Here is a 13,141-nt window from a genome sequence, read left to right as displayed (position 1 = left end):
ATCAAGCAAGCTGAAAGGATGCCACGACATGCACAACCTTGTAGAACGGATGAAAGAAAAGGATATACGCGCATTGGCACGGGCTATCACTATGGTTGAAAATGACCATCCTGATAAGCTCGCCATGCTAAGTGATGTATTTTCGATGAAAAAGAATGCGCGCTATGTTGGTATTACAGGGTCACCTGGTGCAGGGAAAAGTTCGCTGGTGAACCGTCTGATTACCCACATCCGTAGCGAAGGAAAAACTGTAGCTATTATCGCGGTTGATCCAACAAGTCCGTTTAGTGGTGGTGCATTACTTGGTGATCGGGTTCGGATGAATGAACATTTCACTGATAATGGTGTTTACATCCGCAGTATGGCAACGCGTGGCAGTCTTGGAGGCTTAGCCCGGGCAACAAAAGATGCTGTGCGGATTTGTGATGCTTATGGATTCGATGTTGTGATGGTGGAAACGGTTGGTGTTGGTCAATCAGAGCTTGATATTATGAAACTCGTTGATACAACGGCACTTGTTTTAACACCGAACAGTGGTGATGTCCTGCAGATTTTTAAAGCGGGGATCATGGAGATTGCTGATTTATTTGTCATTAACAAAGCAGACCTTCAGGGAGTGGGAAAACTGAAAGCGCTCCTGAAAGAGCTTGTGATGATGACAACTAAAGGTGACCATGAGCCATCTATCGTTAAAACAATTACAACGGAAAATAAAGGTATCGATAAACTATGGGAAAAAATTAACCAGCACCATGAATACTTATACAGCACTGACGAAGGAAAAAAACGACGAAAGCAGCAACAGGAGTTAGAGGTATATGAACTGGTCCGCGAAGAAATTTGGCGTGATGTAAAAACGTATATCGAAGAAACAGACATAACCATTGAGGCGAACAGTGATCCATATCAATTGGCGAAGGACTTATTTGATAAATGGAAGGGGGGACACTAAATGAATCAGAACCAGAACCAAATCCTTTCCTCTGTAAAAAATATTGAGCTTGTTGAAAAGCGTCGCAATCAGATGATTAAAGGTGCAATCACTTTGTTTAAAGAAAAAGGATTCCACCGAACGACAACACGAGAAATAGCAAAAGAGTCTGGCTTCAGCATTGGTACACTTTACGAGTACATTCGGACCAAAGAAGATTTGCTGTTTCTTGTATGTGATGCCATTTATGAGCAAGTTCATGAGCGTCTTGAAGCTGCCATTGATTTGAAAAACCCATCTGTTACCAATCTGGAAAAAGTTGTTGAATCTTATTTTTACTTAATGGATGAAATGCAGGAAGAAGTCGTTATCATGTATCAGGAAGTGAAGTCGTTAAAAAAAGATACCAAAGAATATGTACTGCAAAAAGAGCGGGACATGGTTGGTATGCTTGAGAAAGTTATCGTTACTTGCCTGCCACATGAAATTTCCAAGCAGGATGCCGAATTAGTGGCGAATAATATTTTCATACAGGGACATATGTGGGGATTCAGACGGTGGGTCCTGCAAAAACAATTCACATTGCAAGAGTATATTGATCGTCAAATTCATTATTTAATGGCGTCACTAGCAATTGACAGAACAACAGTAAAAGATAAGGAGGCTTGATGATGATGGAACAACCAGAACTTTATAAACCGGCAAATCCGGTACGTTTTGTAACAGCATCAAGTTTATATGACGGACATGATGCATCAATTAATATCATGCGTAGGATTCTTCAGGCAAGTGGAGCAGAGGTTATTCATCTTGGACATAATCGTTCAGTAGAAGAAGTTGTTTATGCCGCCATTCAGGAGGATGCACAAGGAATTGCCATGTCGTCCTATCAGGGTGGTCATGTTGAATATTTTAAATATATGATTGATTTACTAAATGAACTTGGTGCCACGCATATCAAAGTTTACGGTGGTGGTGGCGGAACAATCATACCACGTGAAATTAAAGAATTGCATGAGTACGGAGTGTCATGGATATTTTCCCCGGAAGATGGCCGTAAATATGGGCTTCAGGGTATGATTAACCTAATGCTGGAAGAATGTGATTTCCTGCCACCAATCGATCTGAAAAAAGATAAAGATAAATTGCTGACAGGTGAGCGTCAGGCGATTGCCCGATTCATCACCTATATGGAAAGTAATCAAAAGGACAATGAAGAAAAACAGCAAGTTCTTAAGTCCTTGCAATCCGAATCCAACAATGCCCCGGTTCTTGGTATTACCGGCACAGGTGGCGCAGGGAAAAGTTCACTAACTGATGAACTGATCCGTCGCTTTATTAATGAAGTTCCGGATAAAAAAGTTGCGATAATTTCAATTGATCCGACGAAAAAGAAAACAGGTGGCGCATTACTCGGTGATCGAATCCGGATGAACGCAATTTTTACCGATCGTGTTTATATGCGATCCTTGGCGACACGTGACTCAAGAAGCGAACTATCTAAAGCAATTCAGGATGTAATCGATGTTGTCCGTGCTTCAGGATATGATTTCATTATTATTGAAACAAGCGGTATCGGGCAGGGTGACGCTGCGATTACGGATGTAACGGACTTATCCATGTATGTCATGACAGCAGAATTTGGCGCGCCATCACAGCTTGAAAAGATTGACATGATTGACTTTGCAGACTTTATTGTAATTAATAAGTTTGAGCAAAAGGGTTCTGAAGACGCATTGAATCAGGTACGGAAACAATATCAACGAAGTCATTTGCTTTTTCATGATGATAAAGAAAAGTTCCCTGTCTTTGGTACAATTGCCAGCCAATTTAATGATGCAGGGACGAATGCATTGTTCGCATCTCTTATCGATACATTAAATGAAAAACATGACTGGAATGATGAAATCAGTTTTGAACGTAATATTATCGCGGAAAAACAAAACATGATCATCACGAATGAACGCCGCCATTATTTACGTGAGATTTCAACGCACGTACGTAACTATCATCAACATGCGGAAAAACAAAGCGATATTGCCCGGAAACTTTTCCAGCTTGAAGGTGCTAAGGAAGCAGTAGAGGATGAAAACACGAAAAAGGTTATTAATCAAACGTTTGATCAATACGAGGAAAAGCTCGATCCGACTGCGAAAAAGTCACTTGAGGCATGGGATGAAACAAAAGAAAGATACAGCCAGGATAAACTGACATTTTCCATTCGAGATAAACAAATTGAAATGGATATTACTACAGAGACACTAGCAGGTATAAAAATCCCTAAAGTTGCATTTCCGAAGTTTTCGGACTGGGGAGAACGTTTGAAGTGGCTCATGAAGGAAAATGTACCAGGATCATTTCCGTTTACTGCAGGCGTTTTTCCATTTAAACGAAAAGGGGAAGACCCTACACGTCAGTTTGCTGGAGAAGGTACACCTGAGCGAACAAATCGCCGCTTCCACTATTTATCAAAAGGCGAGGAAGCAAAACGCCTGTCAACTGCATTTGATTCAGTGACACTGTATGGGGAGGATCCTGCACCACGTCCTGATATATATGGTAAAGTCGGCGAAAGTGGCGTTAGTATATGTACGCTCGAGGACATGAAAAAGCTGTATGATGGTTTCGATTTAATAGATCCAAAAACATCGGTGTCCATGACAATCAATGGCCCTGCTCCGATTATTTTGGCAATGTTTTTCAATACGGCAATTGACCAGCAAGTTACAAAATTTAAAGAGGGAAATGGCCGAAAACCAAACAAGGAAGAATACGATAGGCTCAAAGATGATACAGTGTCTGTTGTACGCGGAACAGTCCAAGCGGATATTTTAAAAGAAGATCAAGGGCAAAACACATGTATCTTCTCAACAGAGTTCGCACTGCGCATGATGGGTGACATTCAGCAATACTTTATTGATAAAGAAGTTCGCAACTATTATTCTGTTTCGATTTCCGGTTATCATATTGCAGAAGCTGGAGCTAACCCGATAACACAGCTTGCCTTCACATTGGCAAATGGCTTCACGTACGTGGAATACTATTTGAGCCGTGGAATGGACGTTAACAAATTTGCACAGAATCTGTCATTCTTCTTTTCAAATGGATTGGATCCGGAGTACACCGTAATTGGCCGTGTCGCGCGCCGTATCTGGGCAGTAACAATGCGTGATAAATATGGAGCAAATGAGCGGGCTCAGAAACTGAAATATCATATTCAAACATCAGGCCGTTCCCTGCATGCACAGGAAATTGATTTTAACGATATCCGTACAACATTGCAAGCATTACTGGCAATTCAGGATAATACGAATTCCTTGCATACCAATGCATTTGATGAAGCTATCACAACACCTACAGAAGATTCTGTTCGTCGGGCAATGGCAATTCAAATGATCATTAATAAAGAGTTTGGCTTAACGAAAAATGAGAATTCGCTACAGGGTTCTTATATCGTTGAAGAGCTGACAGACTTAGTTGAAGAAGCTGTTTTGCAGGAATTTGAAAAAATGAATGACCGTGGCGGCGTGCTAGGCGCAATGGAACGTCAATATCAACGCGGTAAAATTCAGGAAGAATCCTTGTACTATGAAGGTAAAAAACATTCCGGTGATCTGCCGCTTGTTGGGGTCAACACGTACTTGAATCCGAACCCGCCTTCAGAGGATAAAATAGATTCAATGGAACTTGCACGAGCATCTAAAGAGGAAAAAGAACATCAAATCAATGAACTGCACAATTTCCAGGGTGTTAACGAAGACCAAACGGAAGCGGCATTATCAGCCTTAAAAGAAGTTGCAGCCTCAGGCGGAAATATTTTCGTTGAACTAATGGAAACAGTAAAAGTGGCAAGCCTCGGGCAAATAACAAACGCCTTATACGAAGTAGGAGGACAATACAGACGGAATATGTAAGTGTGAAAAGCCGGATTGAAGTACGAAGCAATAACAGGGTGTTTGGCTCAAATGAACACACATTTAGCTGAAGTTCACTGGAAATCGGCTCAAACTGTCACACATTCGGCCCAAGTTCACAACTTTCCGGCTCAAGTTCACAATATAGCCAATTAAGGAGGAACCTACATCAAAGTTGAGGAAATTATCTCTTTTTCTCAACTTTTTTGTAGTTTATACTAGCATATTAAGGTGAGAATTGTTTATAATGTATGGTATGGTTTATGGAAAGCATATTAAATAAAGTTTTTTAGGAAACTTGGCTTATCGTTAAGGGATTCTTATGAAAGCGTAATTTGCTTTGTTAGAACGTCTTATACTTTGGCATGCAAGCTTTAAGATACTTATAATATTTATTCACTAATACATGAAAAAGGGAGTGCGGTATCGTGAGCCTGAAAAAATATAGCCGCGAAGAACTTGAAAGCAAACCAATGATCGAAGTAGCACATTTAATTTTAACCGACAAGAAAAAGGCCCAGGATTTCTATGAGGTCTACGATAAGGTTGCAGATCTAAAAGGATACACAGAAAAGCAAAAAACGGACAACATAGCACAATTCCATACTAATTTGACAGTTGATGGCCGGTTTATGGCTCTTCACACGAGTAGCTGGGGTCTGAAGCGTTGGTATTTAGTAGAGGAAACAGATGAGGAAGTAGCTGCAGCTCCTAAGAAGAAGAAGAAAGCAAAAGCTAAACCGAAACCTAAGAAGAAAAAAGCAGCTAAGAAAGAAGAACCGAAAGAGGAAGAAGAAGAAAAAGAAATCCCTGCTGATGATATAGAAGTGCTTACAGGAGACTTTAAAGAAACTGGGGACGATGGCGAAGATAAAGATGATCTCTTCGATGAAAGTTTGGACGATGAATCAGACGACGAATTTGATGATGACGAGTTTGATGAAGATGATGACGAATTAGACGAAGAGGAAGAAGACAAAGACGATAAAAAATAATAAGGCTCGTTTCGTAAGTTTTGTTGTTTTTTACTTTTAGACTCCTAGGGGAAAAGGACTTTAGCGTAGTGTATTTCCGGAGCGGGCAATTATTTTTCAATACTAGGTAGCAGTTTATAACAACTACGCCTAAGGTTCATTGTTTGGAAAAAGCACAATCTCTTAGAAAACGATAAAAAATAATAAAAGGCTCGCTTGACTTTTTCAGCCCGTATGAGTACAATTTTTATTGGGCTCTTTAAATTCGAAGTCATAAAGCGTTTCCCTTGAACAATAGGGGAGGCGCTTTTTTTATTTTATGGCAGATAAAGGCATTTCGCCTAAGACAAGCAATTCTAATGTTTAACCCCTGTTATTTATGCAGAACATAGCGTTAGAAAGGTTTCTAATCAGACAGGCAAAATATAAATTTAATAATTAGAAGAGAAAGACGAGGGATGAATAGTGACGAAGTATATATTTGTAACAGGTGGTGTTGTTTCTTCACTTGGAAAAGGAATAACAGCAGCATCATTAGGTCGGTTGTTAAAGAACCGAGGCTTAAAAGTAACCATCCAAAAGTTTGACCCGTACATTAATGTTGACCCGGGAACGATGAGTCCATATCAGCATGGTGAGGTTTTCGTGACAGAAGATGGCGCAGAAACTGATCTTGACTTAGGGCATTATGAACGGTTTATTGATATCAATTTAAATAAGTACAGTAACATAACAACCGGAAAAGTATATTCCAGCGTTATAAAAAAAGAACGTCGCGGTGACTATCTGGGTGGAACGGTACAGGTTATTCCGCATATAACAAATGAAATTAAGGAACAGGTTTTTCGTGCAGGACAAGCTACAAAAGCAGATGTTGTTATTACGGAAATTGGTGGAACAGTTGGGGATATTGAATCCTTGCCATTTTTGGAGGCAATTCGTCAAATTAAGAGTGACATCGGGAAAGAACATGTCATGTATATTCATTGTACGTTAGTACCGTACATTAAAGCTGCAGGTGAAATGAAAACAAAGCCGACCCAGCACAGTGTGAAGGAATTACGCTCTTTAGGCATACAGCCAGATACGATTGTTTTGCGAACAGAACTGCCAATCAGCAAGGATATGAAAGAGAAAATAGCATTATTCTGTGATATAAACGAAAATGCAGTGATTGAAATGCCTGATGCAGATACATTATACCAGGTTCCTATTTCATTACAGGAGCAGCAACTGGATCAGCTGACATGTGATCATTTCGGACTGGAATGTCAGCCAGCAGATATGGATGAGTGGAAGCAATTAGTCAATAAGGTAAGAAATCTTTCCGGAACGGTTACTATTGGACTTGTTGGGAAGTACGTTGAGCTACCTGATGCATACCTCTCAGTTGTCGAGTCGTTAAAGCATGCAGGATTTTACTATGATACGGACATTGAAATTAACTGGATTAACGCTGAAAAGCTTGATGAAGAAACAATTAAAAATGAGCTGAAGCATGTCGATGGTATTTTAGTACCTGGTGGTTTTGGTGACCGTGGAATAGAAGGAAAAATTGAAGCAATTCGCTATGCTCGTGAAAATAAAATACCATTTTTCGGAATCTGTCTTGGGATGCAGCTTGCAACGGTCGAATTTGCCCGTAATGTACTTGGGTTGAAAGGTGCGCATTCAGCAGAAATTAATCCAAAAACACCATATCCGATTATTGATTTATTACCTGAACAGAAAAATATATCAGATTTTGGTGGCACATTAAGACTAGGCATTTATCCTTGTAAATTAACAGATAACACAAAAACCAAGGCAGCATATGATGGGGAGGATATCGTTTATGAACGTCATCGCCACCGTTATGAATTTAATAATGAATACCGGGAGCAAATGAGGGAAAATGGATTCATTTTTTCTGGAACAAGCCCTGATGACAGATTGGTCGAAACAATTGAGATTACCGACCATCCATGGTTTGTCGCGTGTCAATTTCACCCGGAATTCAAATCACGTCCAACGAGGTCACAAGCATTATTTCATGGCTTCATTGGTGCAGTAGTCAATAAATAAGCTAACGATAAATATAATATAAAAAGACCTATATAGAGAACGTACATTCGTTTTTTATGTGGGACTTTTTTATTATATGTGAGTTTCCATCACTATTTGATGAAAATATGTTCTTTAAAAAGAAGGAATTTCCGCTATCTATGTAGAAATATGTGAATTAGAGAGAAGAAATAATGTTCGAGGTGGGAGAAGGTTATTTTTATGAAAAAAGAAATATTAGTGGTGGATGACCAACCAGGTATTCGCTTACTCTTACAGGAAATATTCACAAATGAGGGGTATCATGTAACGTTGGCAAAGACGGGAAAGGAAGCGTTGAATATCTTAGATAATAGTTCCTTCGACTTGCTGATGCTGGATTATAAGTTACCTGTTGTAGACGGTGTGCAGGTAATACAGCAGTTGGAGCATGATAAGGTTGAAATCCCTATTATTTTAATGAGTGGCTTATCGGAAGAAATAGTGGAGGAATCTCAAAAATTCAAGTTGGTAAAAAAAGTCCTTGAAAAGCCATTTAATGTTCAGGATGTCAGTGACTTTACAAAAAGTTTAATTGGATGACGTAACGAAAAATAGATAGCAATAGTGCAGCTGACTTTCTACCATTAGCTGCTATTTGTTATGTGGGATACAGCTGAATAGGCACTTTCGCTTTTGTTCTTGCGACTTGATGATGTTGTTGGTATTCTTATATTGTAGTTTATTTTAATAGAGACAGACATAGTCATCTAAGGAGGATATGGTATGCCATTAGTATCAATGAAAGATATGCTCGAAAAGGGCAAGGAAAATGGCTATGCAGTTGGACAATTCAATCTAAATAATATGGAATATGCCCAAGCAATTCTGCAGGCTGCTGAAGAAGAAAAGTCACCAGTTATTCTTGGTGTTTCTGAAGGCGCCGGAAAATATATGGACGGATTTAAAGTCGTGGTTTCAATGGTGAAAGCACTCATGGAAGAGTACGGTACAACTGTTCCTGTCGCTATCCATCTTGATCATGGTTCAAGCTTTGAAGCATGCGCAAAGGCAATTCAGGCAGGCTTCACTTCTGTAATGATTGATGCGTCTTCACAACCATTAGATGATAATATTGCATTAACAAGGAAAGTGGTTGAACTGGCACATATTCATGGCGTTTCTGTTGAGGCAGAACTTGGCCGTGTAGGCGGACAGGAAGATGACATAATTGTTGAAGATGCAGAGGCTGCATATGCAATCCCTGCTGAGTGTGAACGACTTGTCAACGAAACAAATGTCGATTGCTTTGCACCGGCTTTAGGTTCCGTACATGGTCCTTATAAAGGTGAACCAAACCTAGGATTCGACCGTATGGAGGAAGTTATGAACCTGACGAATATTCCACTTGTATTACATGGTGGTACGGGGATTCCAACAAAAGATATTAAACGAGCGATTTCATTAGGTTCAGCAAAAATTAATGTCAATACAGAGAGCCAGATTGCTCAAGCGAAAAAGGTTCGTGAAGTATTAAACGAAAAACCTGATCTTTACGATCCACGTAAATATTTGGGGCCAAGCCGTGACGCAATTAAGGAAACGGTCATTGGAAAAATGCGTGAATTTGGTTCTTCCAAACAAGCAAAATAGTACGAGCAATATAAGCATAATGTAAGTAGAAAGACAATTGTATGAAAGCGAGGGACATAAACGATGAAATTTTTTATCGACACAGCAAATATTGAAGAGGTCCGTTCCGCAAATGAACTTGGTATTTTAGCAGGCGTGACCACGAACCCAAGTCTAGTAGCAAAAGAAGGTATTTCATTTCATGATCGGTTAAAAGAAATTACCGATGAAGTGTCAGGTTCAGTAAGTGCAGAGGTTATTGCTGAAGACGCTGTAGGCATGATTAAAGAAGGTAAAGAACTTGCGGCAATCGCACCAAATATAACCGTTAAAGTTCCGATGACACTGGAAGGACTTAAAGCTGTAAAAGCATTCAGTGATTTGAATATTAAAACGAACGTTACATTAATTTTTAATGCTAACCAAGCATTACTTGCTGCACGAGCAGGTGCATCGTATGTATCGCCATTTTTAGGTCGTTTAGATGACATTGGCCATGACGGAATGACGTTAGTTTCTACGATTTCCGAAATATTTGATCTGCATGATATTAGCACAGAAATCATTGCAGCATCAATTAGGAATCCATTACATGTTATTGATGCTTCACTAAATGGAGCACACATAGCAACAATTCCATATAAAGTTTTAGGTCAGCTTGTTAAGCATCCATTAACAGATCAAGGTATTGAAAAATTCCTGTCTGACTGGAATAACCAAAAATAAGCGCATAGAATTGGAAAAATTGTGCAACATAAAAGGAAATAAAAGTGTGTGTTCAAAAAGGAGGATGAAAATGACCGAGTCGGCTAAGTTCGCAACGTCCTGTTGCAACACCGACACTAGCACGTCGTGTGCGTCGAAAGTTTGAGGCAGTGTAGCTTTGAGTAGCGGAATGTATGCTTTTAATACATGAGCACAAGGAAAGCTACCCCGAATCTACATCGCACGCAGGAAAAGGGCTTTTCTTTTCCAAGGAAAGGAAAAGTAAGCTAACGACGAAATTCGATGCGTCATTTTTACCGGACTTTTTGAACAACCTCTAAAAGTAAACCAACAGGAAGTATGTTTTTCAAAATTAACTTTTTGATTAACCTCAACCGGCAATAGGGGCTATAATTGTGGCCACTCCGGAATTAGTACGTTCTGTACGTCAAAAAGTGAGGTGCCCCAAATGCAGAAAATGCTAGTGGAAGGCGGAAATTTGTTAAACGGAAAGGTTCGAATCAACGGAGCTAAAAATAGTGCTGTCGCATTATTACCTGCTGCACTTTTAGCTGATTCCCATGTAATGATTGAAGGATTACCAGAAATATCAGATGTATACACCCTTGGTGACTTGCTTGAAGAAATTGGTGGTGAAGTTAGCTGGGATGGGCAGACAGTGCATATTGATCCGGAAAATATGGTATCAATGCCACTGCCGAATGGGAAAGTGAAGAAACTCCGAGCGTCCTACTATTTCATGGGAGCGATGTTAGGGAAGTTTAACCAGGCAGTTATCGGTCTGCCAGGAGGCTGTCACTTAGGTCCTCGTCCAATTGATCAGCACATCAAAGGCTTCGAGGCACTTGGAGCCGAGGTTACCAATGAACAAGGTGCAATCTACATTAGAGCCAATCAACTTAGAGGTGCACGAATATATCTGGACGTCGTAAGTGTCGGTGCAACCATTAATATTATGCTTGCTGCTGTTAAGGCAAAAGGTAAAACAGTCATTGAAAATGCAGCCAAAGAACCAGAGATTATTGATGTAGCGACGTTGCTGACAAATATGGGTGCGAAAATCAAAGGTGTCGGAACCGATGTTATCAGAATTGAAGGTGTTGAGCATTTACACGGATGCCGCCATACGATTATTCCAGACCGAATTGAGGCTGGAACATATGCAATCGCAGCTGCGGCCCAAGGTAAAGAAGTAATTATCGACAATGTGATTTCACAGCATCTAGAGTCCGTATTAGCCAAGCTACGTGAAATGGGCGTGGTGGTGGAAGAAAAAGACGAGCAACTATACATTGCACCGAAAAAGCCACTCAAGAGCGTAGATGTTAAAACACTCGTTTACCCTGGCTTTCCTACCGATTTACAGCAGCCTTTTACAACGTTATTAACCAAAGCAGTTAATACAGGTGTTGTCACAGACACAATTTATTCAGCAAGATTAAAACATATTGATGAATTACGGCGAATGAATGCTATAATAAAAGTTGAGGGTGGTTCTGTAATTGTCTCAGGACCTGTGCAGTTAGAGGGTGCACGCGTAAAAGCATCTGATTTACGTGCGGGTGCATCACTGATTATCGCTGGTCTAATGGCAAATGGAATTACCGAAATTACCGGCCTGGAACATATTGATCGAGGATACGAGAAAATTACAGAGAAACTAATCGACCTCGGTGCAAATGTATGGCGGGAAGAAATGACACAACAGGAAATAGAGCAATTTCAAAATTCGTAGAGAGAAAAAAATAAATGCTCGACTTCCGCGTTGTTACCTCCATATTTAATATCTTCTTGGGATGAGGATATTACATTTAAAGGGAGAGAGATATTATGGAAAGAAGTTTAACAATGGAAATCGTACGCGTAACGGAGGCTGCTGCCCTATCATCAGCTCGTTGGATGGGAAGAGGCAAGAAGGAAGAGGCAGATGATGCTGCAACGTCAGCTATGCGTGACGTTTTTGATACAATCCCGATGCAGGGAACAGTTGTAATCGGCGAAGGAGAAATGGATGAAGCGCCAATGCTTTATATTGGTGAAAAACTTGGTACTGGGGCTGGTCCTAGTGTGGATATTGCTGTTGACCCGCTGGAAGGAACAAACATTGTTGCCCAGGGTACATGGAATGCACTAGCAGTTATTGCGATTGCTGATCATAAAAAACTTTTGCATGCGCCAGACATGTACATGCAAAAATTAGCTGTCGGCCCGGAATCAGTAGGCAAAGTAGATATTAATGCATCAACACTTGACAACTTAAAAGCTGTTGCCAAGGCAAAAAATAAAAACCTTGAAGACCTTGTGGCAGTCGTTTTGGATCGCCCGCGTCATGTGGAGCTGATTGAAGAAATACGCGCTGCAGGCGCACGAATCAAGCTACTTCCAGATGGCGATGTAGCGGGTGCAATGAACACAGCTTTTGATGATACAGGTGTAGATATTTTATTTGGAACAGGCGGAGCTCCTGAAGGTGTACTTGCTGCCGTTGCCCTGAAGTGCCTAGGCGGTGAAATCCAAGGGAAGCTTGTCCCTTCAAACGATGAAGAAAGAAATCGTTGTAAAGAAATGGGTATAGCCGATACAGATAAAGTATTTTACATGGACGATTTCTGTGGTGGTGATGATGCAATCTTTGCTGCAACAGGAGTTACTGACGGTGAATTGCTGCAAGGTGTCCAGTTTAAAGGTGCCAAAGCAACAACACAAACAGTAGTTATGCGCGCCAAAAGTGGAACAGTTCGTTTTATCGACGGAGATCATAGCCTGAAGAAAAAACCAAACCTCGTCATGGAACCATAATAAATTATTATAGAGGGGAAGCCATTTTAGTTGCGGCTTCCTTCTCTATTAATCATCCAACTGGCAATAATATAAAAAATAGAGTTGAATGTTATAATACGAACAGGTATTATGGTAGATGTTTAATACTAGTAAAGAATGGT

At 40.3% G+C, this 13,141-nt stretch carries 10 protein-coding genes; all 10 read left to right on the top strand.

Annotated features, from left to right (window positions below; genetic code table 11):
- Positions 1 to 28: 28 nt before the first annotated feature.
- On the top strand, positions 29 to 952 hold the full coding sequence (gene meaB, locus ACTWQM_RS03815; protein WP_443256827.1) for a methylmalonyl Co-A mutase-associated GTPase MeaB: 924 nt from the start codon (positions 29 to 31) through the stop codon (positions 950 to 952).
- The gene (locus tag ACTWQM_RS03810) at positions 953 to 1,600 is read left to right on the top strand and encodes a TetR/AcrR family transcriptional regulator (RefSeq protein WP_443256826.1); all 648 of its coding nucleotides are present in this window, start codon (positions 953 to 955) and stop codon (positions 1,598 to 1,600) included. It begins immediately after the preceding gene.
- Between the two features lie 5 nt (positions 1,601 to 1,605).
- Positions 1,606 to 4,845 carry a fused isobutyryl-CoA mutase/GTPase IcmF gene (gene icmF / locus ACTWQM_RS03805; RefSeq protein ID WP_443257086.1) on the top strand — a complete coding sequence of 1,080 codons (3,240 nt, stop codon included), beginning with the start codon at positions 1,606 to 1,608 and terminating at the stop codon, positions 4,843 to 4,845.
- A gap of 428 nt (positions 4,846 to 5,273) precedes the next feature.
- On the top strand, positions 5,274 to 5,840 hold the full coding sequence (gene rpoE, locus ACTWQM_RS03800) for a DNA-directed RNA polymerase subunit delta (protein WP_443256825.1): 567 nt from the start codon (positions 5,274 to 5,276) through the stop codon (positions 5,838 to 5,840).
- A gap of 444 nt (positions 5,841 to 6,284) precedes the next feature.
- Complete coding sequence (locus tag ACTWQM_RS03795; RefSeq protein ID WP_443256824.1) at positions 6,285 to 7,883, top strand: CTP synthase; 1,599 nt, start codon at positions 6,285 to 6,287, stop codon at positions 7,881 to 7,883.
- A gap of 201 nt (positions 7,884 to 8,084) precedes the next feature.
- Positions 8,085 to 8,444: a response regulator gene (locus ACTWQM_RS03790; protein ID WP_443256823.1), complete on the top strand. Its 360-nt coding sequence runs from the start codon at positions 8,085 to 8,087 to the stop codon at positions 8,442 to 8,444.
- A 183-nt stretch (positions 8,445 to 8,627) separates the two neighbouring features.
- Positions 8,628 to 9,494 (top strand): class II fructose-1,6-bisphosphate aldolase, encoded by an 867-nt coding sequence (fba, locus tag ACTWQM_RS03785; protein ID WP_443256822.1) that lies wholly within the window; start codon positions 8,628 to 8,630, stop codon positions 9,492 to 9,494.
- Positions 9,495 to 9,557: 63 nt separating this feature from the next.
- Complete coding sequence (gene fsa, locus ACTWQM_RS03780) at positions 9,558 to 10,199, top strand: fructose-6-phosphate aldolase (RefSeq protein ID WP_443256821.1); 642 nt, start codon at positions 9,558 to 9,560, stop codon at positions 10,197 to 10,199.
- Between the two features lie 448 nt (positions 10,200 to 10,647).
- Positions 10,648 to 11,934 carry a UDP-N-acetylglucosamine 1-carboxyvinyltransferase gene (locus ACTWQM_RS03775; protein WP_443256820.1) on the top strand — a complete coding sequence of 429 codons (1,287 nt, stop codon included), beginning with the start codon at positions 10,648 to 10,650 and terminating at the stop codon, positions 11,932 to 11,934.
- 95 nt (positions 11,935 to 12,029) lie between these two features.
- Complete coding sequence (gene glpX / locus ACTWQM_RS03770) at positions 12,030 to 12,998, top strand: class II fructose-bisphosphatase (RefSeq protein WP_443256819.1); 969 nt, start codon at positions 12,030 to 12,032, stop codon at positions 12,996 to 12,998.
- The last annotated feature ends 143 nt before the right edge of the window (positions 12,999 to 13,141 follow it).

This window comes from Virgibacillus sp. L01, from assembly GCF_052246775.1.
Taxonomy (GTDB): Bacteria; Bacillota; Bacilli; order Bacillales; family Amphibacillaceae; genus Lentibacillus.
Note: the sequence above shows the minus strand (reverse complement) of the source record. Positions and strands in the feature narration are given on the sequence as shown.

Excerpts from the sequence above, each read along its gene's own strand:
- meaB (WP_443256827.1), top strand. The coding sequence starts at position 29 with ATGCACAACCTTGTAGAACGGATGAAAGAAAAGGATATACGCGCATTG.
- ACTWQM_RS03810 (WP_443256826.1), top strand. The coding sequence starts at position 953 with ATGAATCAGAACCAGAACCAAATCCTTTCCTCTGTAAAAAATATTGAG.
- icmF (WP_443257086.1), top strand. The coding sequence starts at position 1,606 with ATGGAACAACCAGAACTTTATAAACCGGCAAATCCGGTACGTTTTGTA.
- ACTWQM_RS03790 (WP_443256823.1), top strand. The coding sequence starts at position 8,085 with ATGAAAAAAGAAATATTAGTGGTGGATGACCAACCAGGTATTCGCTTA.
- fba (WP_443256822.1), top strand. The coding sequence starts at position 8,628 with ATGCCATTAGTATCAATGAAAGATATGCTCGAAAAGGGCAAGGAAAAT.
- fsa (WP_443256821.1), top strand. The coding sequence starts at position 9,558 with ATGAAATTTTTTATCGACACAGCAAATATTGAAGAGGTCCGTTCCGCA.
- ACTWQM_RS03775 (WP_443256820.1), top strand. The coding sequence starts at position 10,648 with ATGCAGAAAATGCTAGTGGAAGGCGGAAATTTGTTAAACGGAAAGGTT.
- glpX (WP_443256819.1), top strand. The coding sequence starts at position 12,030 with ATGGAAAGAAGTTTAACAATGGAAATCGTACGCGTAACGGAGGCTGCT.